General features: G+C 54.9%; 20 protein-coding genes. 4 read left to right on the top strand and 16 right to left on the bottom strand.

Annotation, left to right across the window (positions count from 1 at the left end):
- Nucleotides 1–135: 135 nt before the first annotated feature.
- Nucleotides 136–1968 carry a CHAT domain-containing protein gene (locus tag H144_RS0127065; protein ID WP_019945255.1) on the top strand — a complete coding sequence of 611 codons (1833 nt, stop codon included), beginning with the start codon at nt 136–138 and terminating at the stop codon, nt 1966–1968.
- A 6-nt stretch (nt 1969–1974) separates the two neighbouring features.
- A complete protein-coding gene (locus H144_RS0127060; protein ID WP_019945254.1) occupies nt 1975–4884 on the top strand; it encodes an ATP-binding protein in 2910 nt (969 codons plus the stop codon).
- Nucleotides 4885–4887: 3 nt separating this feature from the next.
- On the opposite strand, the gene H144_RS0127055 is transcribed toward H144_RS0127060, so the two are convergent.
- Complete coding sequence (locus H144_RS0127055; RefSeq protein ID WP_019945253.1) at nt 4888–8067, bottom strand: DUF7379 domain-containing protein; 3180 nt, start codon at nt 8065–8067, stop codon at nt 4888–4890.
- Between the two features lie 215 nt (nt 8068–8282).
- Here H144_RS0127055 and H144_RS0127050 point away from each other — a divergent pair, with 215 nt between their 5' ends.
- Nucleotides 8283–9068: a hypothetical protein gene (locus H144_RS0127050; RefSeq protein ID WP_019945252.1), complete on the top strand. Its 786-nt coding sequence runs from the start codon at nt 8283–8285 to the stop codon at nt 9066–9068.
- Nucleotides 9069–9082: 14 nt separating this feature from the next.
- On the opposite strand, the gene H144_RS0127045 is transcribed toward H144_RS0127050, so the two are convergent.
- Nucleotides 9083–9865: an NIPSNAP family protein gene (locus tag H144_RS0127045; RefSeq protein ID WP_019945251.1), complete on the bottom strand. Its 783-nt coding sequence runs from the start codon at nt 9863–9865 to the stop codon at nt 9083–9085.
- Between the two features lie 197 nt (nt 9866–10062).
- On the opposite strand from H144_RS0127045, the gene H144_RS0127035 reads away from it, so the two are divergent.
- On the top strand, nt 10063–12381 hold the full coding sequence (locus tag H144_RS0127035; protein WP_084600022.1) for a histidine kinase dimerization/phosphoacceptor domain -containing protein: 2319 nt from the start codon (nt 10063–10065) through the stop codon (nt 12379–12381).
- Between the two features lie 12 nt (nt 12382–12393).
- Here the strand turns inward: H144_RS0127035 and H144_RS32530 are convergent, their stop codons facing one another.
- From H144_RS32530 to H144_RS34045, 14 genes are all read right to left on the bottom strand, one after another.
- Nucleotides 12394–13185, bottom strand: a complete 792-nt coding sequence (locus tag H144_RS32530; protein WP_019945249.1) for a DJ-1/PfpI/YhbO family deglycase/protease — start codon at nt 13183–13185, stop codon at nt 12394–12396.
- A gap of 39 nt (nt 13186–13224) precedes the next feature.
- Entirely contained in the window at nt 13225–13968 is a 744-nt protein-coding gene (locus H144_RS0127025; RefSeq protein ID WP_019945248.1) for a putative quinol monooxygenase, read from the bottom strand.
- 1 nt (nt 13969) lies between these two features.
- Entirely contained in the window at nt 13970–14956 is a 987-nt protein-coding gene (locus H144_RS0127020) for an aldo/keto reductase (protein ID WP_019945247.1), read from the bottom strand.
- Between the two features lie 124 nt (nt 14957–15080).
- Nucleotides 15081–15530, bottom strand: coding sequence for a (2Fe-2S)-binding protein (locus tag H144_RS0127015; protein WP_019945246.1), 450 nt, complete (start codon nt 15528–15530; stop codon nt 15081–15083).
- A gap of 32 nt (nt 15531–15562) precedes the next feature.
- Nucleotides 15563–17713 carry a xanthine dehydrogenase family protein molybdopterin-binding subunit gene (locus H144_RS0127010; protein ID WP_211220711.1) on the bottom strand — a complete coding sequence of 717 codons (2151 nt, stop codon included), beginning with the start codon at nt 17711–17713 and terminating at the stop codon, nt 15563–15565.
- A 43-nt stretch (nt 17714–17756) separates the two neighbouring features.
- Nucleotides 17757–18464 carry a hypothetical protein gene (locus H144_RS32525; protein WP_019945244.1) on the bottom strand — a complete coding sequence of 236 codons (708 nt, stop codon included), beginning with the start codon at nt 18462–18464 and terminating at the stop codon, nt 17757–17759.
- Between the two features lie 97 nt (nt 18465–18561).
- A complete protein-coding gene (locus H144_RS0127000; protein ID WP_169409435.1) occupies nt 18562–19233 on the bottom strand; it encodes a DUF2490 domain-containing protein in 672 nt (223 codons plus the stop codon).
- Nucleotides 19223–19858 carry a DUF2652 domain-containing protein gene (locus H144_RS32520; protein WP_019945242.1) on the bottom strand — a complete coding sequence of 212 codons (636 nt, stop codon included), beginning with the start codon at nt 19856–19858 and terminating at the stop codon, nt 19223–19225. The genes H144_RS0127000 and H144_RS32520 overlap by 11 nt, the downstream gene beginning before the upstream one ends.
- Before the next feature lie 5 nt (nt 19859–19863).
- Entirely contained in the window at nt 19864–20256 is a 393-nt protein-coding gene (locus H144_RS0126990) for a GlcG/HbpS family heme-binding protein (protein WP_019945241.1), read from the bottom strand.
- Between the two features lie 34 nt (nt 20257–20290).
- Nucleotides 20291–20602 carry a putative quinol monooxygenase gene (locus H144_RS0126985; RefSeq protein ID WP_019945240.1) on the bottom strand — a complete coding sequence of 104 codons (312 nt, stop codon included), beginning with the start codon at nt 20600–20602 and terminating at the stop codon, nt 20291–20293.
- Nucleotides 20603–20666: 64 nt separating this feature from the next.
- Nucleotides 20667–21335: a type 1 glutamine amidotransferase domain-containing protein gene (locus tag H144_RS0126980; RefSeq protein WP_019945239.1), complete on the bottom strand. Its 669-nt coding sequence runs from the start codon at nt 21333–21335 to the stop codon at nt 20667–20669.
- A gap of 123 nt (nt 21336–21458) precedes the next feature.
- Nucleotides 21459–22328 carry an AraC family transcriptional regulator gene (locus H144_RS33510; RefSeq protein ID WP_019945238.1) on the bottom strand — a complete coding sequence of 290 codons (870 nt, stop codon included), beginning with the start codon at nt 22326–22328 and terminating at the stop codon, nt 21459–21461.
- Nucleotides 22329–22510: 182 nt separating this feature from the next.
- Nucleotides 22511–23872 (bottom strand): sigma-54-dependent transcriptional regulator, encoded by a 1362-nt coding sequence (locus H144_RS0126970; RefSeq protein ID WP_019945237.1) that lies wholly within the window; start codon nt 23870–23872, stop codon nt 22511–22513.
- A gap of 28 nt (nt 23873–23900) precedes the next feature.
- Nucleotides 23901–26555 (bottom strand): sigma-54 interaction domain-containing protein, encoded by a 2655-nt coding sequence (locus tag H144_RS34045; protein ID WP_019945236.1) that lies wholly within the window; start codon nt 26553–26555, stop codon nt 23901–23903.
- Between the last annotated feature and the right edge of the window lie 208 nt (nt 26556–26763).

Raw genomic sequence — 26763 nt, 5'->3', positions numbered from 1 at the left:
CGGGTTACAGCCCCTGCCGCCTGCTCGGGGCAAAAAACCGTTAAATAACATTTCCGGGAAATAGTAGAACTACTTTGGCAATGTTGTATATTTTCCGGTTTTCCACCCCCTGCAAGCCTAAATCCTTCCCGATCAATGCGACCTCCTGTAATACTTTGTGCGTTTTCGAATTCCAGCGACGCATACCTCTCCCAGCTCGAAAAGGAAAAAGAAGCCATTTCGGATGCGCTGCGCGAGCGGCAGGGCAAGGGCCACCTCCTGCTGGACACCGACGCCCGCACATTGAAAAAACTCCGCGACCGCCTGCTCCTCTACCAGCCGCAGGTTGAAATCATCCACTATGCCGGCCACGCCAGCGGTGCGCAGCTGCTCATGGAAGATGCCGCGGTTTATGGCGCAGGGCTGCTGCATTCGGTGCGGTTACAAAAGAATTTACAGCTCGTTTTCCTCAACGGCTGCTCCACCCAGCAACAGGTGGACCAGCTCCTCGACGCCGGCGTGCGCGCCGTCATCGCTACGAGCGTCGACATCGGAGACGATACTGCCACGCGCTTCGCCGAAGACTTTTACCAGAAACTGGCCGGCGGGCATTCCATTGGCGAGGCATTCCGGCTGGCTACGGAAGTGGTAACGGCCCAAAACAACGCGTCGCTCAGCACCACCGAGCATCCCGACCGGGGTATCCGGCATGTGATCAAACCGCCGAACACGGGGCCGGTGTGGGGGCTTTACCTGCACAAAAACCATCCCGAAACCGCCAACCACCGCCTGTCCGACAAGAGCTTTTACGAGCTCCATATCAAAAGCCAGATCGATTCGAAGTTCAACACGTCCGAAGATGCCATCCTGGCGTCGCTCTATAATGTGCTCATGACGTTCAGCGACGAGCTGCCGATGTTCGAAGACCTCGAAAAGAAGTACGGCGAACAATGGGACCCGCGGAAATTCGATGTGCGGGAGGTCAAAAACGCCATTATAAACAGTCTGCCCTCCCCCATTGCCGAGCAGGTGCGCAAGCTGCTCGTCACCGAAGACGAACCGCTGGCCAGCGAGCGCCTGCGTTTTCTGATCAATACCTACACGGTGATGGCCGATCTGTTGCTGTTCATTATGTTTTCCCAGCTTTGGGAGGCGCTGGTGCAGGGCAAAGTGCCGTCGCTGGAAGACAATTTGAAGGAGCATATCCATGCATTTTTCCTCCTGAACCACCAGGAAAGACAGGCATACGACGTGATCCCGCTCGTGCGGCTGATTCACGACAAGCTGAAAGCCCACGACGTACCGCTGTTTGTGAACGAAATGTCGCACCTGGCCGACCTGATGGACGAAAAAGACAGCGAGTTTTTCGGCTCCTACCTGAACATTACCCGCATTAAAAGCAAGTACCGCGACCTTGCCGCAATGGATGATCTCGACGAGCGGGAAGCCCAGCAGGATTGCCAGAAGGCCGAAACCAGCCTCTGCGTGATGTTCCGGGAACTCGGTTTCTGCGCGCGGTACAAGTTTGCGACGATCAAGAATATTTACATTAATAAGAAGAAAAACCAGCCTGCCGTTTTCCAGCACAAAATGGTGAAGCTCGATTACGTGCTCGTCGGATTTACGGACAAAATGGAGGATTTCGAGAATTTCACGGATTCCAATTCGGTCGTTATTTACAAAATCGAGAACAAAAACCTCTCCGCGTTTAACCTCTACCCGTTCGTGATCGATATGAATGCGCTGATCAGCGAGAAACTGTCCAAAATCTACTTTTTCTATAACTACGATCAAACGGCTGCTTCGGCGACCTGTACCTATAATTTTATCAAGAATATCAACGAAAAGAAAGACCGGTTGCAAATCCCCGCTTTGCCTAACTTCCTGAGGACCAAAACCGATTTGAAAATATCGCAGGAAGAGCTGGAAACGATCGGACCGGATATTCTGCAAAGCGTCGAAGGTTTTATTTCCTATTTCAAATCGTAACGGATCATGGCTACTTCACCATTCAAGCTGCTGGATTCGTTCGAGAAGAGTGAGCGCAACGCATTTTTTGAGCGAGAGGACGAGATCAGGATCATCTATAATTACATTCACGAATCCAACATTGTACTCGTGAATGGCCCATTGGGAACGGGGAAATCGAGTATTATCAAATGCGGCCTCGCCAATTGCTTCGAAAAAACCGACTGGCTCGACATCTTCGTGCGCCGCTACGACAATATCAACGTTTCGCTGCGCAATGAGATCAACCTGAAAAACAAACAGGATTTCCCGCTGGATGCCGATATTTCCGATTGCCTCCGTTCGCTGTACCTCGATTTCTTCAAACCCGTTTACCTCATTTTCGACCAGTTCGAAGAGATATTCATTTTTGGGAGCAGCGAGGAACAGGAAACGTTTTTCAACGACCTCCGCAGGCTGCTCGACGCGCACGACATTCCCTGCAAAGTGATTTTCATCATGCGCGAGCGGTACATTGCCCAGCTGCAAAAGTTTGAAAGCATCGTGCCGGAGATATTCGAGAAACGGGTGCTCATCGAGCGGATGACGGACAACGACATTAAAAATGTGATCCGCAAAAGCTGCACGCATTTCGAAATCGAGACGGACGAACCGACGATCGACGCGATTGTGCGGAACCTGAAAATCGACGAAAACCTGATCGAGCTCCCGCACCTGCAAATCTATCTCGACCGGCTATGGCACCAGGCACCGGGACCGGACAAAAGTTTCAGGACCGGGCTGCTGGCGGAAGTGGGAAATATCCAGAATGTGCTCAAACAGTTTCTGGAAGAACGCATTGAGAAGACGATTGCCGAGGTTTCCGCTGTGCATGAATCTGTGAACTACAACACGATCCGGGACGTGTTGTACTGTTTTGTGAGCGACGAAGGCACGAAACGGCCCCAGAAAATCGGGGACGTGATCTCGAAAGCTGCACCGCTGGACATTTCGACGGCCATCGTGGAGTCGCTCGTTCATAAAAACATCCTGAGGCTCGATAAATACGGCGGTAATGCGGCGGATTGCATTTACGAAATCGCGCACGACAGCCTGGCCAAGATCATTCACGACAAGTTCAGCCTCGAAAATTCGCATATCGCGCGTACGATCAAGACCATTAAAGACTCCTATTTAAAGTACGAGCAGTCTAACAAAGTATGGTTTTTCAGGTCATTCCTCGATCGTAACGAGCTGCGGGATATTAAGCGTTCGACGAAAGACATCCGGGAGAACGTCGCCCTGAGCAAGCAGCCTACGCGGGAAGAATGGAGATTTGTAAAAGATAGCAAACGCCGCCTTACGCTGCTGAACGGGCTTGCCTATGCGCTCGGGGCGGTATTCGTGCTGATCGTCATCACCTTCCTCACCGTGTGGGGTTCGGAAAAAAGCACGCGCTACCGCCTGCTCGTCAACCTGGCCAAATCGAAAACACAGCAATACATTTTATACAAAAAATATGAGGAGAATGCTATTCTCCCGGGGTTGTTCGGGGATGGTATGTTTGAAGAAATCAAGCGGTACCCGGAGCATGAAAACCTGTATTTTGCCTCGATATTCAATGTCGAACCGATCACGGACATGGCCATCGCGCATGTGGGCGGGGAAAAAAAGCTGATCATCGTGGCGGGTGCCAATACGGTAAGTGTCTACCACGAACGGTACGGAACGCTCGAAAACCGGTTCAATCTCGTCAAGCGCCTCTGGAACAAGGACGGGGCTAATCACGGCATCGGCGTGAGCGTGAGCAGCCACGATACGACGCTCGTGCGGGTAACGTACGATCGCGGGCGAGCGCTGCTTATGAAACGGATATTGGACAACAGCAGCGACGGCGAGACGTTCAGGATGACTTCCGAAGGCGCGCTGAGCGACAGCACCGAGTCGTTGTATGACATTGATACCGAGTACAACTACACTTCGTTGCGGCGCTTCCCGCACGACTCGATGATCGCTATTTCGGATAACAAAATGGGGATCAGCCGGCTGTTCTGGACGGGCCGGAAACGGATGGAGCCGAGCGTGCGCCTGCTGCCGGAAACGAAGGTGCGCTTCCTGCTGCCGTTGGACGCGGAAGATCACGAGCATCTGAGAAGGAATTCGAGCATCGGCGCCAAGGAGGATGTGTGGGCATACCTGGAAAATGAATACCTGACCTCACTCGACCGCCTGTCGGGCTACTTTTTCGCGTCGGGCAATTCCGCATCGCTTGGCCGGCTGGAAGGCATCCTGGCCGCATTGGTACGGCAGGTGGAAGGGCGGGACGCTTACGGGCTCTGGATGAAGCTGTCCCGAAAAATCAGCGCCGACGGTAACCGCGGCCTGACGAACGTGTATGTCTCGACGCGCAACGCCCTGGAAATAAAGATCCAGAAACTGTCGCCGGACGAGCGGAATGCCCTTTTCTCTTTTGTGAGGACACAATCGAAGCGCTACGTCAGCGACGACCACATCCTGTTCCTGGAAGACATGCGCGAAAAGCTACCGAACGACCCTTGCCTGAACCACTACCTCTCCATCGTGTATAACAATGCCTCCTGGTACCGCCTGTTTGACCAGAACTTTGCGAAGGCCATCGAATATGCCAAAAAAGGCGCGGCGGTGGTTGTGATACCCCGCTCGCGCCTCGACTATTTGTATGTTAACCTTGCCCACGCCTACCTGCTTTCGGGTAATGCGGCGGAGGCGAGGCGGTATTACCGGCAATATGCCGCTTCCCCGAATTCGGAGGAGGAAAATTGCCGCTACACGGAGGGCAATGGTTATAACCGCGATACGATGCTGGCCGATTTACAGACATTCTCGCAAAAAAGAATGATCCCTGATTCGCTGAAAGACGAGGTCGCTTCGATCGTTGAGATGCTCAATAGCATTCCATTGCCGCCTGCCGCCAACTGATATTTACAATAGTTTCCCGAGCGCATTCACCGACTCGTCGATTACGAAATAGTTGAGGTGATGGCAAGACACTTTTTGCGGTACGGCGGCGGTCCTGGCCTCAAAAATACTGTCGGTACTCACGGCAATATCGTTGACGGTGTTGCTATACACCCAGGTGCCAATTTGCGTGACCACCTTTTCCATCAATGGTAAGCCGTTGCTGGCCCGCAGATAAGCATCGAGGTCGCCGCCGACAATAAAATAGGGAATCGGCGCGGCGGTTTTCCGGGCGAGCTTTCGGATCAAATCGCTGCCGCTATCCATTTGTGCCAACGTGTATAAAACCTCCTGTTTCCCGGCTTTGAGTACCGAAGACAGGAAACCGGTAACCGCTCCTACCTGAGGCGGAAACAACCTGGTACCCAGCGCCAGCGCCACGGAAGCCCAGTTTACATAGCCGGGAATCTGGCCGAATCTGCTGCCGCCATTGGGCGTACCGGCCATAATCAGCTTGTCCACAAACCCGTCGCCGCCCAGCTCTTCGATCATGTAGCGTGCCACGAGCCCGCCCATGGAATGCGCCAGCACGGTGAGCTGCTTTTCATCATTTTCCCTGAATCCCAAACCCGAGAGTTTGTCTTTCAGAATGGCCGCGATTTCTTCGATCGGCGTGTTCAGGTTTTCGTAGTCGTAGGTGAGTACGAGGTCGTACCCGTGGTCGGAGGCCATTTTAAAAGGTTTGGCCATATCTTCCGTATCGCCGATGATGCCGTGCAGCAGCAGTAATACCGATTTTGCCGCAGCGACCTTTGCTTCCAAACCAGCCGATTCGCGGGAAGCGTCGTGCGCATAATCCACCCAGCGTAGTTGATTAGGATCGATTTGAATACCTGTTTTGCTTAAAAATTTGAGGAAAACCATGCGGAATGCGCCGCCGAGGCTCCGCGTTTTCTCGCCGGCCTCCTCCGGGATGGCCCGTACGCTCACCTGCATTAGCCCCGGCTCCGGAATGGACAGGGCGCCCATAGGCAGGAAATCCTCGCCGTCGAAGAAAAACGGTAATACCAATTCATCCGCATGCTCCGGCCGGATATCGATCACGAGCGGCTGGTTTTCCAATGCAGCCGCCTGGCTGATTTCTACTACCTCGGCAATACTGCGGTCTTCTCCCCGCGTGCCTTCGTCGAAGTTCACAATCCGGAACCACGGGTTACCTGCCGCATAAGCCTCCCGGATAACCGGCCTTTCCACGCTCCGCGTTTTCGAAACAAGCGGCGCCCAGCCCAGCTTGCCGCGGAATGCCGGGTGAGGCTGAACCGTAATGCCATTGCCCATGACGACCGGCCCATCACCAATCGTTTGTTCCGCCTTTTTCACGAGCCGGATGGTCACCGCCTTTGTCAGCCAGTCGGGCTTCGCGGCCCCGATCGCCTTTGCCTGGCCGAGCCCCCTGCTGCCTGCCGGTACCACCGTGGCGCCGATCTGCAATGGTGCCTGTACAAAGAGGCTGCTGTCAATGGCTTCCGTGGAAACGATGAGTTTCAGTGTATCGATTTCTTCTTCGCTATCCAATGTAAAAACATCGCTCGTCAGCACGACGGAGCTACCCGGGTTCACGGGCTGCGAATCGTTGAAAATGACCGTCACACCATAATCCGGCGAGAGGTACAGCAGGGCCACGTACAATGTTCGTGTCGTACCGTTCCCGAAATTAACTTGGAAGGGAATGTCCGTCCCGTCATGGTCGAGCGTAATCAGTTGCTCCGAAAATACCGCACCCGTCTCACCACGCATTATTTCCACATCGAATGTGACCAGCTGAGGCGGAATGGTAGTGTGCGCGTTCTGCAAGCCGAGCAGGCGCTGCCAGCGGGCGAGCGCTTGGAGCACTTCCAGCGCATGCCCGGCGGATAATGCACCCTTACCGGTTATGGTTTGAATGCGCACATGGCCATCCGTTTGATCAATGGCGATATGGCCGTTTGCAATTTTCATTTCAAACAGCGCAGCGGCGGGAACGTCGGTCAGCACGATCCCGGATTCGGGTGCGGCGGCCAGCGTTTCCTGCATGGCCTCCATCGCAGCGGCATCGGCAAATACAAAAAACGGTTGCAGCCGCAGCGAAAGCGGCTCGCCCCAATAAACGGCGCCGGCGTCGAGCGGTAATACCCCCGTGAGCAATGTGCTTTCCGTCACATTCATGACATCGAGCAGGGCGGTACCAACCAGGTCACCTTCGGCCACTGCGTCATATATTTTTACTTCAAACGGCTGTCCCGGCTGCTGCTGAATGCCCATACCCGCGCCGAGATCGATCGTCCATTTGCCCGCCTTTGCGTATACCCGGTAGCGGCTGATCCGACCACGACCGACATTTCGCCCCAGGAATCCCTGACCGGCATCGAATGCCCCCATCGCCTCCATCTGCGGCGTCTGGTTCTTCAATGCATTGCGGATAAATGCCCTTACCTGCACAAAAAGGTCTGCATAAGTCACCTGCCCGCCGCTTTTGCCCAGCACGGAAATCAGCGACTGCGTGAACTGTCCGTGCCCGTTGGACTCCCATGCGCGCTCGACGCGGTCGCATGCAGCCAGGAGCAGGTGATCCGGGGCGGGAATGCGCAGGCTGGCGCGTTGCAGGTAAGCACCGTCGAGGTAGCTTTCCAGCGGGCGGACGTTGTCGGTACCTTTTTCAAACCGGGGCTGCATTTGTAGAAAATCCTCCACCTCCCGCGTCACTGAGCCCGAATGGCACGAGTCGGCGATCACGACGATGCGCGGGCTGCGGGCGGCTACTTCTTCCAGTAGCAGGGCGATTTCTTTGTCCGCCAGGTCGTATTGGCCTGTTTCACGGCTGTCGTGCAGTACCCACGTCTGCTCCTGCCCGTCGGAAGTGCCGGCCTGGAATTCCGGTGCCGTCACGCCCGTGGAGCCGTGCCCGGAATAATAGACGAGCGCCAGATCGTCCGGCCCGGCTTGCGTGAGATGCGTGCGGAATGCGCGGATCACGTTGGCGCGCGTGGCACTTTCCTCCGTCAGTACGAGGATTTGCCGCTCGTCGGCGATCAGGTCTCCATAGTTTTGTTTCAAAAAATTGCCGAAGTCGGTCACGTCGTTCACGCAGCCGTTGAGCCCTCTGATCGGCGGGTGGGATTCGAGGCTGTACTCGTTGATGCCGATCAGCAATGCGAAGATTTTCATACAATGACAGGTTGGGTTTGGAAGAGGAACTCCTATGCGCATAATGCAGGCAAAGGTGCATTCCTACCGGTAAGTAAGACAGATTTAATAAAAAATTCTTTCCGGTAAATAAGTAATATCTTTCAAACGGCACTTCGTACTAATTGGAAAGCGCACCGGTAGTACTTCCTTTATTTTCAGAACAATACCATAACCTTTTAACTACATTTCCAACCATGGAACTTATTGACGCAAAGAAGTACGTTAAAGAACTCGCACTGCAGAATTCCAGGGAAGCATTCATCGGTCAGGCCGAGCTCGACCTGATCGCCAGGGACCTCAGCCCGTCGGAAACCGCGACGCAAACCAATGTAGAACAATCGTTCCTGAACGACAAGAGCCTCGTCTCGTTCGTGTCGGAAGTGTCGGACCAACGCCGGCAGGACGTGCTGCATTCGGTGCTGCTCGCACAGCTGGCGGCCAATAAGAAATTCCCGGAGGAAGATCAGATCAAGGACTGGTATGAAGAATTTGTGAATGTGCTAAACAATATCGGCTGGGCCATGCAGTCGGCCAGTTTCACGCCCTTCACGTCGGAAGGGGCTACGATCGAGGTGGACAAGGCCATTATCGACCTCGTTGAAAGCGCCGTAGGCGGCGCCGCGCTCGTGCCTCTCGTTTCCAAAACCCTGGAAGCGATCAAAGGCCTTTCCGACACGAGCGGAAAGTTCATTGCATTTGAAAAGAATACCCATACGGCCACCAAAGGCGCATTTCAGATCGGTATTGCCAAGGAAGAGAACGATACGGTGGCATTGCAGCTGGGCACCTTTCTGATCACTTCCTCGGATACCATCAACCAGATTTTGTTTTTCAAATCATCCAAATCCAAAACGACCCTCGAATTCTGCTCGCGCGTGGGCACGCTCGACGAGGCCGTGTACGCGAACGTGCGCGACATCGTGCTCAACAAACTGGGCCTGAAAGTGACCCAGTTCATCGCGGGGATCGATCTGGACTAGCGATTTGCTGAATATTACACTTGCGAATACGACGTAGGGACCAGAAATGTATTGATGATCTTCGAAATCGTGTTCGCATACTGCGGGTCGCCCACGAGCTTTTTCCATGCCGGATCGGCAATGAATGCGGCCCAACCTTTGTCGCGTTCCTCCATGCTGCTACACGACAGCAGGTAGGTCAGCCGGGGCATTTTGTCGCCCGCGATCACCTCGCCGAAGAACACGGGGTTCAGTTTGGCCCTTTGGAAAATCGGGTATTCGCCGTCGTTGAACATCTTCACTTTCCTCGTCACCGCATCCTCACTGTACCCCTCATACGTCCGCAATTCGAAAATGCGCGGCCCCGTAGCGGGCACCGTGATGGCGGGCCAGCCTTCGAAGGCGCTCATGAGCGAGGCCGTGAAGCGGCTGTACAGCGCCTTGTCGACCGCTACCCCATTATACGCAGCGCTGTTTTTGATAAAGTCGGCGTCGGCTTTCACCTTGCCGTTGACGGCCGCATATTGTTCGAGCGAGGCGTAGGGCGTCAGGAGATAGATTTTCGCCGGGTCCGACGGGCGCCACTCCTTGAAAACGCCTACCGATTTCACGCCATGTTTGTTCAATGCAGGAATAAGGGCGGTTTTGAAATAATTCTCCAGCTGCGCCACATCGGCCCCGAATCGCATTTCGTATTCGCGCCATTCATATACTTCTTTTGAGGCAAAATGCGCGTCGGCCGCTGACGCGGAGTGGGTACCGGCAGCCGTAGCGGCGGTAACAGCTAATGAAGATCGGAGGAATTTCCTGCGTTGCATACGGATGATGTTTTTTGTTATGGCCAATGGATTTTCCCGTAAGGTAGCAGTAAAAACCATGATCGCCTTTTTTTCGGTCCGGAATAAGTAATTTATCCAACCAATACGATAGCTAACTCCTTTTAAATCATGATATTTAGCACTAACTTCCTCGTCCTCTCCCGGAGAAATTACCCACTTACAAGCACCCGTTCGCCATGATCCGATCAACACTGTTTCGCACTGCCGTGCCGGCTCTCCGTTGGCTTTACATTTTCTTTTTATGCTGCTGTCTTGCGCCCCGTGCAACCCATGCGCAATTTTATCCTTCCAACCCCATTGTTCCCGAAAGCCGGCTTTTCGATTTGCTGGAAATTATCCAGGATAACGCGGCGGAAACCGGCGACCGAAACGATGCCCTCGCCGACCTGGCCAACCTCTATTACAACAAGCCGCGAAAGCGCTACGAAGACCTCGATAAAGCGGCAGCCTATGCCCGGCGCGTGCTCAATGGGCGTTCAACGAGTGCCAAAACCGACGCCCAGCAAAGGGCCATCAAGCTCCTCGCGCTGGTGGCGATTGATAAAAAAGACTTCCGGCAGGCGGAAAAGTGGCTCCCGCGACTGGAAAAAAGCTATCGCCTCGACCTGAAACTGCGGCTCGCCTATGCATACTGCGACGCGGACAAGGATTTTAAAGATGACGACTGGGCCCGGGCGACCGGCCTGGCCAAAGAAGCCATTGTCGCCAGCATCGACATGCAAGATCCCGTCCGCGAAACCCAGGCACGGCAGATCATCGCCCTCGTGCACGCCAGGCAGCAGGACCCCGCCGCCGAAGCGGAGCTGCTCGACATTGTGAACCGTTTCAGAAAGGCCGGCAGCCGGTACTACCAGACGACGTATGCGGCACTCAGTGAATACAATTATTACATCGGTGACCAGTTGCGCTCGCTCTATTATTCGATGGAAGCTATCAAAACGATGAAAGCTTCCGGCGATTCGGGCATGGCGGCGGATATCTATTTTAATCATGCAGTGGTGTGCACCGACAATGACGAATACGCGAAGGGCTTCAATTACATGCGTCTCGCCATTGAGCGCTACGGCGAGCGCGCGGGCAGGTACAATTTGTCGGATCCGCTGATGCTGTACACGGCTGAATACATCTTCGGTAAGGCTGGGAGCCATGAAAGAGATATGCGGCTGATGCAGCAGTTACTGCAAAAGGCGCCGCCGCAAACCGCATCGGACCGTGTATACAGGAACCTGATTATGGGTTGCATTTTCCGGCGGATGGGGAAACATGCAAAATCGGAGGAGTATTGCAAGCGGGCCTATGACGTCAGCCAGAAGTACCACATTCACATTGCCCTTACCACGGCCACCCTGGCGCAGCTGTATGTCGAATCGCGGCAGTTTGCCAAAGCGAGGCCGCTGCTGTTGGCGGAAGCAAAATTTCCCGAAACTTACTGGACCAACGGCTCGAAGCTGCACATTCATTTCATGTCTTTTCTGGCCGATTCCGCGACGGGATATTGCTACGACGCAATGAGGCATTTGAGCGCTTGCAGCACCATTAATAATGTCAACCTGAAACGGTCCAAAGAACAGGAAGGGCAGAAACTCCGCATGGCATTCGAGGCGCAGCAGCGGGAGGACGAAATCAAGATCAAAGACCGGGACATCCGCCTGCTCAACCAGAACGTGAACATTCAGCAGGAGCGTGTACGCAATGCCAACCTGACGATGGTCATGGCGGTAGTCGCAGCCATTTTTGTGATCATCATTGCCGGCCTTATTTTTTCCAAATACCGGGAAAGGACGATCAACAGCCGTGAAATCGAGCACAAAAACATGATTATCACGGAAAAAAACCAGATACTCGAACACCTGCTGACCGAGAAGGAATGGCTGCTCAAAGAGGTCCACCACCGGGTAAAAAACAATTTACATACGATTATCTGCCTGCTCGAAAGCCAGGCCTCCTACCTGGGCAACGAAGCACTGAAAGCCCTGGAAACGAGCCAGAACCGGATTTACGCGATGTCGCTGATCCACCAGAAGCTGTACCAGTCGGAGGACATCAAAACCGTGGATATGCGAAGCTATTTCACCGAATTCCTCCACTTCCTGTCCGACACCTTCGGCACGAGCAAGGAGATACGCGTCATCCAGGAGATAGACCCTATCAAACTCCCAACGGGCCTGGCCATCCCGCTCGCGTTGATCGTCAACGAAAGCGTGACCAATGCGTACAAATATGCCTTCCCCGGCAAAACGAAGGGACTAATACACGTCTCGCTGCACGAGCGCGACGGCCGGCTGTCGCTCATCGTGGAAGACAACGGCATCGGTTGGGACGAAAGCAGCTATAACAGCCAAAGTTCGCTGGGCATTCAGCTCATCAAAGGCCTCAGCGAAGACCTCGGCGCCCGGGTGCTGTTCGAAAGCCGCGGCGGTACCCGGATATCGCTGGCGTTACAATATGAAGCGGACCGGTGGGTAGGCCTGGTGGTCAGGCCTTTGTCACTGTGACGTTGATGTTTACTACTCCTTCACCAACCACCCCTCCACCGCCCGCGAGAAATCCGCGACGTCTATCGGGTGGCGGCTCGTGATAATGTTGCCGTCTACCACGACCGGTTCGTCGGTGACGATGCCGCCGGCATTGGTGAGGTCGGTCTGGATGTTCCAGTAGCCGGTCAGTTTGCGGCCTTTGAGGATGTCGGCCGTGGCGAGTACCACGGGGGCGTGGCAGATGGCGGCGACCAGTTTGCCGGCTTTGTTAAATTCTTTGATGAAGCGGATCACGTCCTTGTCGTAGCGCAGGTTATCGGGGTTCCAGGCGCCGCCGGGGATAAAAATGGCGTCGTATTCCTCGACTTTGATCTGGTCGGCCGTGCGGTCGACTTTCACCCATCCGACCGGATTGAGGTATTGGATCGCCATGATGTGGTCTTTGGCCATTTCCGGGGTGCTGAGGCCATAGCGGGCCGGTGCCGGGTTGAATTTAGGCCCCACAATATCGACTTTGGCACCAAGTTCGCGGAAGTACCACACTGGTCCCAGCATTTCGATTTCCTCGAAACCGTCGGCGGCGATCACGGCCATTCTTTTACCTTTTAAAGCGCCTTTTTTCTTGACAGGCGTAAAGAAAAAAGCCTTCAATGCCTCGTTGCCCGGCGCATTCAGCAGCTGCGATACGGGCATCGAAGATACCGCTGCGCGGGACGACAGCTGGTTCATTATTTCCAGTTCATTGGCTGTACTTTGCTGCGCATTCACATAAGCCGGTGCCAGCAACACCAGGCCGGTTAACAGCTGGATCATCTTTTTCATTGTCGTACTGTTTTGGTTGATAAATTATCCGACTCAGGTTTATTCGCGCGTCATCGGCGCGATTTCGATCAGGTTATGCAGGCCATTCTGGAAAGGCGGCTGCCTGACATTCTTTTCCAGGTATTCGACAACCGGCTTTACCGGCGGGAAATCCAGGTGAAATTGAAATGCATCCTGGCTCCTGAATTTCTCGTACGTGACAAACTGCGTACCGTCGCCCTCAATCTCCGACAGCTGGTAGGTCACCACACCTTCCTCGCCCCGGAAATGCGGCATAGCGGTGTGGTAGAGGCTCGTGAACGTCTGCTGCGTGCCTGCGCGGGCGTCCACAAAAAGCATGATCGTAATGGGTTGGTCGCCTTTCCGGGCCACGGCCCGCCATTGCTGTTTCGTCAGTGGTTCCAGGTCTTTTAACCGGTAAATGTCAGGCTGCTTCGAAATCGCCGTTTGCAGCAATGTTTCGAACGACACCGCCTGTTTGCTTTTGGAAAACAGCTCCAAGCCTTCCGCGCTGCTCCATCGCTCGATGAGCCACAGCACAGATGGTTCCCCTTCTTCCCGGTATGCCTCCGCCATGATATTTCCTTCCTGCGCGACCGCCTGCTTCACGGTTTCGGCCAATGCTTTGCTGAATGCAGCCTCCTGTCCTTGTTTTATGTCGAAGCGCGTCAGCCGTGCAACCGGTTTATCGGAGGCATTGGCTGGCAAGCCAGCGAAAACGAATGGCACTGCCAGGAGCATGGCCAGCACATGGCGCAGCGATAGTAACTGTTCTGCCTTCATCCTACACCAGCACATCGAGCTGTTCATTGATGTAAGCCAATTCTTCGGTACTCAGCTGTATGTCGATCGCCCGTGCATTGCTGACCGCCTGCTCCTTGTTGCGCGCTCCGGCCAGCACCACCGAAATGCCCGGTTGCAGCGTCGTCCATTTCAGCACGAGCTGCGAAAGCGTTACGCCTTTGTCGAATGCGACGGGCTCTATTTCTTCGAGAAAAGTTTGAACTCTTTGCAAATCGAACTGCGCGAAATAGCCGTTGCGATGGTCGGTAGATTTCAATGCATTCCCATTGAAAAACTTGCCGGTAAGTAAGCCCCGTTCCAGCGGACTGTAAGCGATAATGCCAATGCCGTTTTCAACGGCCGTCGGGATCACTTCCGCTTCGATACCTCTTTTCAACATACTGTAAGGCACCTGGTTGGACGCCAGGCGGATCGTTTGCTGTGCTTCGAGCATCTGCCCTTTGTCGTAGTTGCTCACGCCTGCTGCGCGGATCTTGCCCTGGTCGATCAGCCGCTGCAATGCTTCCATCGTCTCGTCGACGGGCGTCGTGGAGTCGAACCAATGCAGTTGCAGCAGGTCCAGGTAATCGGTCCTGAGCCGTTGAAGACTTTCTTCCGCTTCCTTGATCACATTCTCTTTCGAAGCAAATTTGTAAACTGGGTAAGTCTTGCCATCCTGCTCGATGTCGAACATAAAATCGCCCCGGCCGTTGTTGCTTCCATCCCAGACCATTCCGAATTTGGTCAGGATCTGAATTCTCGAGCGGTCCATTCCGCTGATCGTATCACCGATCAGTTCTTCACTCAGGCCCAATCCGTAAAATGGCGCCGTATCGAGTGTAGTCACGCCGTGGTCGATCGACGCGAGGATGGCCTGTCGGGCCTCGCCCTTTTCCGTACCGGCCCACATCGTGCCGCCGATCGCAAAACTTCCGTAGGTGATTACCGACACATCGATATCTGTGTAACCTAGTTTCCTGTATTCCATGCTATTTTTCGATTGAATAAATCCTGGGTACTGCCTTTGCAGGAGAAGCTCAAAATTAGGGTCTCGGGGCCCGCCTCTCGAAGGATGCAGGTCACAAAAAAAGTGTGACCGTAATCACACTCCATCATGTCTTCGCTGCCAGATGTATCGCCGCACGAATGCGTTTGTACGTACCACAGCGGCAGATATTGCCGGACATGGCGTGGTTGATATCGTCGTCGGTGGGCGCAGGGTTTTCGCGCAGCAGAATGGTCGCCGCCATAATCTGGCCCGACTGGCAATACCCGCATTGCGGCACGTCCACTTCTTCCCAAGCAGCCTGCACCGACCTGCCGATCGCATCGTTCAGGCCTTCTATGGTGACGATTTCGCGGTCGGCGGCGCGGGCGACGGGCGTTACGCAGGAGCGGATGCCGTCCCCGTCGAGGTGTACCATGCAGGCGCCGCACTGGGCGGCCGCGCAGCCGAATTTCGTACCTGTAAGGCCCAGAACATCACGCAACACCCACAGGATGGGCATTTCGTCGGGCACATCCACGCCGTAACTTACTCCATTGACTTTCAATGTGATCATAGCCGGAATCGTTTATTTTTCTTTGAAATATGTTAAAGGTTGCTGTAAACGGGCAAGGACCTGATGCGCTTGCCGGTAGCGGCATAAATAGCGTTCGTCACAGCCGGCATAACCTGCCCTACGGCCGCCTCCCCGATCCCGCCCGGCTTTTCCCTGCTCGGTACAATGTGTATTTCCACCTCCGGCATTTCCTCGATGCGGAGGGATTTGTAGTCGTAGAAATTGTGCTGCAAGACCTTGCCGTCTTTCAAAGTCACCTCGCTGTACAATGTCGCCGAAAGTCCATGCCCCACGCTGCTTTCCACCTGAGCCAGGATACCGTCGGGGTTCACCGCAATGCCGCAGTCGACCACGCAGGTGAATTTATGGACCTTCAATTCCTTTCCATTGACGGTCACATCCGCCACCAATGCGGCGAAACTGCCCATTCCTTTAAATGCGGCCACGCCCAGCCCCCGGCCTTTCGGCATGGTTTTGCCCCAGCCGCTTTTTTCTTTCACGAGTGAGAGCACGCCCGCCAGGCGCGGTTCGTCACGGTAGAGCATCAGCCGGTAATCGAGCGGGTCTTTGCCGGCCGCGTGCGCCATTTCGTCGGAAAGGCTCTCCATGGCAAAAATCGTATGGCTCAATCCTACGGCCCGCCAGTTGTCTATTCCAATGGGCAGTACCGTGGTATTTACCTCAATCTTCTTGTTTTCAAGTGCTTTCACGTGCACCGCCTGCTGCATACCCTCGATGGAATATTGATCTACCCCATTAATCACCGCGACTTTTTCAAACGGCCCGCCCGTCATCACCGATTGGCCGACGCTGACCTGCTTCCACGCGATCGGCCGTCCTTCCTTATCGAGGCCTACTTTGAAACGGTGCAGGAATGCAGGCCGGTACCGGCCGCCCTGAATGTCGTCCTCCCGGGTCCAAACGGTCTTCACGGTCTTGCCCGAAGCCTTGGCCACCTCCACGGCCTCGCGTACGAAGTCGGAGCGGGTGATATTCCGCCGGCCAAACGAACCGCCCAGGAACACGGTATGGATAAACACCTGCTCTTTGGGCAGCCCGGTGATTTCGGCGGCGGCGTTCTGGTCGTCGGTTTGTGTCTGCGTCCCCGTCCAGACCTCGCATTTCGAAGACCCGAGGCGCACGGTTGCATTCAAAGGTTCCATGGGCGCATGGGCGATGAATGGCTGGTAATATTCCACCGATACCACTTTTGCCGCAGAAGCCAGTGTTTTGTCCACATCTCCGGCCTCTACGGCCACAATGCCGCCTTTGTCAGCCCGGCTGCGGTAATCGGCCCAGATGCCTTCGCTGCTGAGGCTTGCGTACTCGCCGAGGTCCCATTGCACATTCAACGCGTCCCGGCCTCTTCTGGCCGTCCAGAAATTATCGGCCAGCACGGCCACGCCCTGCGGAATGGGTACCACCTCTTTTACACCCGGAATGGCAAGTGCCTTTTCGCGGTCATAACTTTTGACTTTGGAGCCTTCGATGAGGTTCCTCGCCACCGCGGCCACGAGCGCGTCGGGCTGGCGCACGTCCAGGCCGAATATGGCTTTGCCATTGCATTTGTCGGGCGTATCGAGGCGCTTCGTGCTTTTACCGATCAGCTTCCAGGCCGACGGGTCTTTGAGCGGAACATCGGTTGGCGGCGTGAGCTTTGCCGCGTCCTGCACGAGATCGCCGTAAGCGATTTTGCGGCCTCCTACCAATACCACGCCATTTTCCGTCCGGCAGCTGGCCATGTCGGTTTTGTAACGGGCCGCAGCGGCCTGCACGAGCAGGTAGCGGGCCGTTGCCCCCGCTTTCCGGTAGCGATCGAATTCCGACACCACGCTCGTGGAACCTCCGGTCCGCTGCGTGTCGTACATGGTATGGTAATATTCAATGGCCGCCGGGGCGTGCTCGGCGCTCACCCGCCGCCAGTCGGCATCGAGTTCCTCGGCGATGAGCATCGGCAGCGCCGTCCAGATCCCCTGCCCCAGTTCGCAGCGCGACAGCAGCACTTTCACGTGCCCGTCCGTGCCGATCCGCAGGTAGGAATTGGGCGCCAGCGTGGACGGGTCGGGCGCGGTCTCGAATTTTTTCCCGCCGAATGAATAAAAAGGGACCAGCAGCCCGGTAGTCAGGATAGCGCTGCTCCTGAAAAACTCACGCCTGTTAAAATTGAGTATCTCTTCCATCATGGTTGTTTGATTTGATCATTGTTCTGGCCTGCAACCGGCCGGCCTATTTGTCCGGCAGTACTGCCCCCTTTTGGATCCATTCTTTCACTTTCGCCACAAAAGCGTCGTGCGTGAGCGGGGGGCGCGTGCCGTAGGTAAAACTGTGCTTCACGAGCGGGTCCGTTTCGACGTGCTCGATAAACCGTTCCATGGTTTTAAAACCCGTAAAAGTGGAGTCCTTAAAGCTCGCCGCCAACGCGCGGGGCGATTTGCCCTCGAAAACCATTTTGCGGTGCGAGGGCGGCAGCTGCCAGGTTGGGTGGCTGGGCGGCAGATGCTCACCGGCGAGTTCGGTGTTCTGAGGCTGGTGGCAATTGGAGCATTTGTTGGCGTAAATCCCTTTTCCATCCTCGCCGCGGGTCACCCCCTGGGGATGCAGATGGCTGTCGTCACCCTGGAACGGCGTGTCGCCAGCGGGGTGACAATTCCGGCAACGCGGGTGCATAAACACTGTGTAAGCATCCAGAAATGCCTTTTTCGACTCGTTGGCCCGCTTATCGGCTTTTGTAACCGCGTGGGTTTTCCCTGCCCGGCGAGGTTTTAATATGACGGGCGGCGCTGCCGGTCCGGCAGGTTTCGAAATGGCCGGTTTGTCGCGGGCTGCCGTTCGGCGGCGGAAGCCGGTGCCGCCCGCCTCAACGAGGTACACCATCAGCAGCACCACCGCCGCGGTCAGCCCTATGAGCGGATGACGAAAGGATGTTTTGTTCATGACAGTCTGGTTTAAAATGGCTTGCGTTGTGAAAAGAAAATTCGGCAGAAGACGGCGTAACGTCAATGTATATTCGGCGCAGGATTTTGTACATATCTTAATGCTCCTGATGCGGCAGCTGTGCCGTGACCATCACAAAAAACAGGTTTAATTTACCACTCACCTTATCGCTCTGCCGGGCGTAACTCGCATCGACCACCACGCGCTTATTGATCGTGACTATGAACCCGCCACCGAGCCGGTTCCGGGCAATATCTCCGCGATTAAATGAAAAGCTCGGCTCGTCGACCAGGTAGGGCGTCAGATGCCAGGTCGTTTTCAGGGGCCACATTAGCCGGACGCGATTGCGATAGAAATGCAGGTCATTCCCATTGGAAATGAAGCGGTTCCACACCAGTCCCCTGTTCTCGACGACGAACGGGCCGGCGGGAATACGTGCCGTAAATCCGTTCATGAGCGTCCATTCGCGCCCCTCGCGGTTCAGGTAATCGATGTACATCGAGCCGATATTGATGTCCAGCGCGGGTCTGGGTCGGATGATAAAGTTGCCATACACCAACCCCAGCCGCAGCGCAGGGTTCCACCCGGCTTGCAGGAAGCCGTAGCGCTTTTCCGAAAACCGGTAGTTCAGCCCCGGCATGAGCCAGCATGCGTCCGGGTCCTCCGCGTAGGCGTCGTACGTGCACAGGAAGCACACACCTGCGACAGCGACGCACAGCCGCGCGACCGGGAGCCGGAATCCCGCAGGCAATACTGATCTATATTTCAAAAGCGGTCTTACCAAAATCAAAATACGTATAGCAAACATGGACAATATCGCCGTTGGCGCGGCACAGGCTCTGCGACTGGATGCCGCCCGGCAGCTCGTCCACCCGCACTGGTTCCGCGGCGCCCATCAGATCGGCCGTGAGCAATGCATAGGAATGGCTCGCGATCTCATTTTTCAACAGAACATGCGCTTCCACCACTGCGCGGCCATAGAGTTTCTTAAATCCTTTCAGATCGTACTCGGCAATAGGGCCATAATGGGCGATCAGTTTGAGCGACAGGGCCAACTCTTTCTCCAACAGCGCATTAATCTGCGCCAGCCGGGCATTGAATGCATGGAGCATCTGCCGGTACTGCCTGATCAGCTCAAATGCCGGGGGCGGCGGGCCATATCGGTAAAAAAATATGGCATCTCCTTCTATTTCAGCAATATGCAGCATCAGATCGTTCTGGTCGATGATGGCCGAGAGCAGCTCATATGTGATCCGGCGACCGGTTGCGAAATCGGTTTCATGGACAAAACGCGTGAAACCGCTGATGTCCGGGATGAATATCAGGCCCATTTCCGGCATCATTTCGCTCAATGACAACCGGAACAAGGAACCGTTGTCAGAATGGCTGATCATAGCTCTTAACCGTTACTTCCGGCGGTTGCGATGGTGAAATCTTCTTCCAAACTTCCGCCCGATACGCCAATGTAGGCCACCACATCGCCCTGCCGGTACACGGGCATACCGCCGGGGAATGCCACCAGGCCACCGTTGGTATTCACCATCCCGAAAGTGCGTTTTTCGGGATCGAGGAACTTGCCTACCCCTTCCGAATTCATCCTGAATAGCATCGACGTCCGCGCCTTTCCGATCGCGATGTCGATCGAACCGAGGTAGGCGTCTTCCATCCGGTAAAAAAGCTTCAGATGCCCGCCCGTGTCCATCACGGCGATATTCACGGGGACCTTGATTTCGTGCGCCTTCCGTACCGCGTGGTGTACGATTTCCAGCGCCTGTTCAGCGGTGATCTCCATTGTCGGTTTTCTTGAATGTAGTGAATAGGGTTTTTCAAACGTCGTCCAGGGCCAGTTCCGTCGTCAGCACGATTTCCCTGTTATCGAGCAGCGGCACGATCTTCCCGATCACGATTTCCTGGAAATGCGCGGAAGCGCGGTGCTCGGCCAGTGCGGCGTCATCGGCATAGGCTTCTGCCAGCACAATCACCTGGGGGTCGCTGGTGCTTTGGTATATATTGTAAAAAAGGTTTCCCTTTTCGGCGCGGCTCTGGGGCGCGAGCCGGGCTATCAGCCCCAGTACGGTACCGAGTTCGCCCGGCTTTACCTGCAATTTGGCAAAAGTAGTTATCGTGGTAGTGCTCATACAGGCAATGGTTTGTATTTGAAAAAACCCTCTCCCGCGCGTTCGGGAGGAGGTATTGCGCCGCTCAGGATTCCAGTATCGCCACCACTTTTTCGGCCACGCCGGTAGCCGAAGCGGGATTCTGGCCCGTCACCAGACGGCCGTCCCGGATGCTGTACGGCTGCCAGGGATCAACGCAGCTGTATTTGGCCCCGCGTTTTTTCAATGCATCTTCCAGTTCGAAAGGCACGTCCTCTTTCGCATAATTTTCTTCCTCGGCAATGCTGAAACCCGTCACGCTCTTACCGTCGACGAGGTAAGACCCGTCTTTCAGCTTCACATTAATGAGCGACACCGGGCCGTGGCATACCGCGCTCACCACCTTGCCATTGTCATACATCGTTCCGAGAATTTTCTGCACCGTCGGGTTATCGGGCATGTCCACCACGGGCGCCAGCCCGCCCGGTACGAATACGGCGTCGTAGCCATCGAGCGTCACGTCTTCGATACTGCGCGTCGTTTTGAATTTTTCCCGGCCTTCGTCATTCAGGAAAACGATATTGGTAGGGTCGTCGAGCTCCACCATGTCGATCGGCGCGTCGCCGCCCTTCACGCTGTACACGTCGATATCATAGCCTTGCTGTTTGAACACTTCATAGGGGTGCGCAACCTCGGTAAGCAGGTTTCCGGTGCGGCGGTTTTTAGGGCCGATGACGTCGGCACTGGACACGACGAATAGAATTTTCTTTTTCATGATCAGGAAATGAAATTATAGGTGATTAAAAGGAAATACGGGATCAGCAGCCGGCGGTAAAGCCAGGAACGCTTACAACTATACGCTCCCACCCGACCGGTCTGTCCTGGAAACCCGGCAAGGCTAACCGGCCGCTGCCAGGCGCATTTTGCGGTAGGTGGTAAAATTGCAGCCGCAACCCATTTTGAAGAATTTGCTGAAATGTGCCGTGTCGTCAAAACCCAGCTTATAGGCGACGGTTTTCATGCTCATACCTTGCAGCAGTGCCATACGCTTGGCTTGGAGCAGCAGGCGTTTGCGGATGTTGGCACTGGCCGACATTCCGGTTTCCTGCTTCACGATCTGGTTGAGATAGTTGGGCGTTACCGCCAGCTCGTCGGCATACTCGCTGACCCTTTTATGGACGTGGTATTGCCGTTCCAGCAGATCTAAAAAGCGGCGCGCGAGCAGCGTCATATCCGCCTTGAATGCCGACCGCAATGCCGTGGAGCGTTGCCGCGAGAGGTATATGAGCACAATTTTCAGATACCCTGCGAGGACCTCCGTTTTCTGGTAATAGGAATTTGTCAGCTCCCAGCGCATGCATTCGACGGCGCTGGCAATGCCTGCCGCCGTCATTTCGTCTATTTCGAATATCCGCGAAACACGGTAGATCAGGTTGGGATAAGGCAGGTCGAAATCGGCCGGCATGAAGCCCGCCGGGAAACGCAGGATGGTACCTTCGAGGTCCGGTGATATGGATTTGAGAAAAAAACGCTGGCCCGGCGCCAGGAAGAGCACTTTTCCTTCCGACACTTCATAGGTTTCCAGGTCGAACATGATCTGAAAACGGCCTTGTGTGAGCCAGATCATCTCCGCAAGGTGCTCCTGTCCTGCCGGGTGGCCGGCGAGGGAACTGGGGTGTAACGTGGCAATGTCAAAGGATTCGGCGCCGTAACCCGTGAGTTGCGGGAACCGGTGGGCAGTGGTTTGAGGTAGTAGAAGGCTTGTCATAAGGGATGGTGTTTTAACTGGGTGCTAAAACACTATTTCAAAACCCTTGCCAACACACAATTAACTTATTATCAATTAGTTAATTGATTTTTGATAGTCGTTATTTCATCGATATTTCGTCATTTGACGCAAAGTAACGAAATGTCGTCTCCCGGCTATGCGGCTTGCGGAACGGCCTTCATTCAAATGCCGAGCTTCTTCATACGCGATTTGAGCGTCGACGCGTTGATCGCCAGCAGTTCCGCCGCTCCGCCGGGCCCGTAGATTTTCCAGTTGCATTGCCGGAGCGCATTCAGGATATGCTCCCGCTCGCTTTCTGTCATCGTCTTCACCTTCAATTCGTTGTCGTGCGCTCCCATCAAATGCATTTTCGGGATCTGTACCTCGTTGATTTGCTCGCCCTGGCACAGCAGAATCGCACGGGTGATGAGGTTTTCCAGTTCACGCACATTGCCTGGCCAGTGGTAGCTCAGCAGCTTTTGTTTTACCTCTTCCGAAAAACCCGTGACGTGCTTGCTGAACCGTGCCGTCTGCATTTCGAGGAAATGCGCGGCGAGCGGCAGGATGTCGGTCGGGCGCTCGCGCAAGGCAGGCAGGTGTATCGGGAAAATGTTCAGGCGGTAGTAGAGGTCCATACGGAACCGCCCGCTGCCCATTTCCTCTTCCAGGTTACGGTTGGTAGCAGCCAGAATGCGGATATCCACTTTTTTCCGCTTCCCCCCGATCGGCTCGATTTCCATTTCCTGCAACACCCGCAGGAATTTGACTTGCAGATCGAGCGGCAGCTCACCGATTTCGTCCAGGAACACCGTGCCCCCGCTGGCTTGCTCGAACTTCCCGATGCGCTTCTCGACGGCGCCGGTGAAGCTCCCTTTCTCATGCCCGAACAGCTCCGATTCGATCAGGTGCGGCGGCATTGCGGCGCAATCCACCACCACGAGCTTGGCCGCACGTCGCGGGGAGAGATCGTGTATCAACCTGGCTACAAGCTCCTTACCGGTTCCGCTTTCACCCAGCAGCAGCACGGGCACGTTGGTGTCGGCCACGGTTTCGACATTGCGTAATACCTCGTGGACCGGCTCGCTGTCGCCCACGATCTTTTTCAGTTCCCGGTCCCTGCCGGCGGTGCTTGCCGGGCTTTTCTGTTTCGCCTCGTTCTCCCGCACCATCGCCTTCTGCGTATGGTGGTACCAGGCGATGTCCAGCATGGCCAGCACATCGCGCTCGCGGAAGGGCTTGATGAGGAACCCGTAAGGGCCGGTCATTTTGGCGGCGGTGAATACGCTTTTGTCCGAATTTGCCGAAAGGTAGACGAATGCGATGCCCCGTGCTTTGAGGATGTGCGCCAGGTCGATGCCCGTCCGCTCGCCTTTCAGGAAAATGTCGAGCAGCACAAGGTCCGGTACCTGTTTTTCGATGATTTCCAGCGCGTCGTCCACGGACCGGGCGATCGGCAGCACGCGATAATCAGCCTTTAATAGAATGATTTTCAGATTGTTGGCTTCGATAAATTGATCTTCGACGATTAAAAGGGTATCCTGCATGGATTCGTACCGTTGATAAAGTTCTGTATTAAGGTCTGATATCCTGTTTGCGGATATCGAGTCGCTTCATTTTCGAATTCAGGGTACTGGGAGGAATCCCCAAAAGCACCGCGGCGCCGTGGTGGCCGTTGATCCGCCCCCGGCATATTTTGAGGATCCTGATGATGTGATCGCGCTCATTTTCGTCGATCGTCTTGATTTTTTTTTCAAGATACATACTTTCATCGTGCATATCCGAATCTGCCGTGGGAATGTCCACGGCTTTGAGCGTGTCGCCTTTGGTGAGCAGCACGCTCCGTTCGATAATGTGTTCCAGCTCCCGGATATTGCCCGGCCAGTTGTACCGTTGCAGCTCCCGGAGCACATGGCCGCTCAGCGAGCCGATCTGCTTGCCGGCCTTGGTGGCGTATTTGGAAATGAAATGGCCGGCCAGCAGGGGAATGTCCGAAATGCGGTCGCGCAATGCGGGCAGGCGGATCGGGAAGATGTTGATCCGGTAATACAAATCGCTGCGGAACCGGCCTGTTGCCACTTCTTTTTCCAGGTTGCGGTTGGTAGCGGCGATCACCCGCACATCGACTTTGATCACCGACTTTCCGCCAATGCGTTCGATCTCTTTTTCCTGCAAGGCCCGCAATAATTTGCCCTGCAGATCGAGCGGCAGCTCGCCGATCTCGTCCAGGAACAAGGTCCCGTGGTTGGCCAGCTCGAATTTGCCCAGCCGCCGCTCCGAAGCACCGGTGAAGCTGCCCTTTTCGTGCCCGAAAAGCTCCGATTCGATCAGGTTGGCGGGTAATGCGGCGCAGTTGACCTTCACCATCAGCCGGCTTTTGCGCGGCGAATTGTTATGCACCGACCGCGCCACTAGCTCCTTGCCCGTGCCTGTTTCCCCCAGGATGAGCACCGTGCTATCAGTATAGGCCACCTGGCCGATGAGTGTATGCACGGCCTTCATGCCGACGCTGCTGCCGATCATGTCGGAGGTATGGATGGATGTTTCGAGTTCTTCCTGTAAATAAATTTTCTCGTCTTCGAGCCTTTCCTTGAACCGGCTGATCTCCGCCAGCTGCTCGGATATCTTGTCAGTAGCGAACATATTGGAGGCAACAATGGCCAGCTGCGAGCAAATACTGAGATACAACTCTTCCTTTTCACGGACAAAATGCGGCTGGTGGGTTGAAAACGTCAATATACCCACGATTTCGTCGCCCACGCGCAGCACGTTCCCGCCCATCGCGACGATGTCCGACGTTTCGATGATCTCCGCGAAATACGGATGCCCGGCGTAAGCGGCGTCCAGGTCGTCCGCATTGAAATAGCTGACGCCGCTGCTGGCCAGGATGACGTTATAAATGCCGTCGTCATTTTTGAAATAGTCGGCAGGATAATGCTGAAATGCGGAATGGCGCGCAAATGCGGAATCGCAATCGAATAGTACCGGCGTGCGGTGATGGTGATCGCGCGACAGGGACCATAGCATAAAGTCCCCGATATGGAACAGGTCCTGCAAATGCTCCTTGATCGTCTTCGCCAGCTTGCCTTTGTCGCGGATAGACGCTATGGCATTGCTGAACTGCATGAGCCGGCTCCGTTCGCGCTCGCGGCGCTCGTATTCGAGGTTAATGAGCATATTATGCACCGATACGGAAAGCTGCATGGCCACATCGTGGATGATCTGAAGCGTGGTGACGGCGATCGTGCGCGTATGGTCGAATGTGAGTATCCAGAAGCCGAATGCCTCTTTACCCTTTCGGAATTTGGTCATCACCACCTGCCGGATGCCGTTGTCGTAGTTTGTTTTCAGGTATCCCGGAAGCGGCCGCAGGGCGATTAGTTTTTCCAGGTCGAAAATCAGCGGATCGTCGCTTTGGAGCACTTTATCCAAAAAACCATCTACGATCGCGTGCCGGCCGGCCGTCAGTTGAGGATGGTCCATCTGTTGCAGCCCCGCCGAATTCGGATCGAGCACGTACGTACTTGCCGACGACTGATCGCCATTTACCGCCATCATGGTATAGGCGAACCCCACGACTTCTTTCAGATGTTGGTTGATCACTTCCAGCAGTTCGTCATGGCTGCGGGCCGAGGCGATCCTCGTGCCGAGGGCGATCAGCATATTGAGCTGTGCCACACAGCTTTGCAGCTGCTCCTTTCCCTGCACCGACGCCCGTTCCTGCCACAACAAGAGAAGCAGCGCCATATTGATATTCGGTATGAGCATTTTGAACAGGTCGGTGTCGTCCTGCGCGGCAGGCAAGGGCGCGTCGAAGAACAGGAAGAGGTTGCCGATGAAATCATTTCCCTCCCGCATCGGAAATACAAGGACGCTCGCGCCGGCGGCCGGTGCTGCCGACAAGTAATGGCGAAATAGCAGGCGCCGGGCCGCGTCGTCGAGGCAAAACTCTCCTAAACCGTCCTGGCTGCCGGTAAGCAATATTTCTTCGGTAGTGAGCTCTTTCAGCTGTATTTCGTTCTGAAAAAGGCACACTGCCTGCCCCGGGTAGTGCGTACCGAGCACATTCCGGAGCAGGTTGTTATCCGTATCCAGCAAAAAGATGGCCGCCTCGGCATAGCCGGTTTCCAGTTTCAGCGTGGTCGACAAAATGCCGGCCAGGTGCTCCATACGTTTCACGGACAACAGCTCCGCGGCCACTTTCCTTAACAAAGCCTTTTGGTCTTTCATGGTAAAAATCAGGTAGGTTACTAACCATTATCAAATTTCTTGCCATATACTTATTTAATTGATTTACAATATATTACATACAAAAACAAGGCCTCTTACCACGATATTTCGCGATTTCCGGCAGCCCTGTCATGATATTTCGTGATTCTGCTTTAAATGCAATTTTCCGGAAAGCAATCGCCACTAGATACCACGGTTAATACCTTGA

Origin of the sequence: Dyadobacter beijingensis DSM 21582 (genome assembly GCF_000382205.1) — a bacterium.
GTDB classification, from domain to species: Bacteria; Bacteroidota; Bacteroidia; order Cytophagales; family Spirosomataceae; genus Dyadobacter; species Dyadobacter beijingensis.
The sequence above is the reverse complement of the archived record's forward strand: the minus strand, read 5'-3'. Positions and strand labels throughout refer to the sequence as shown.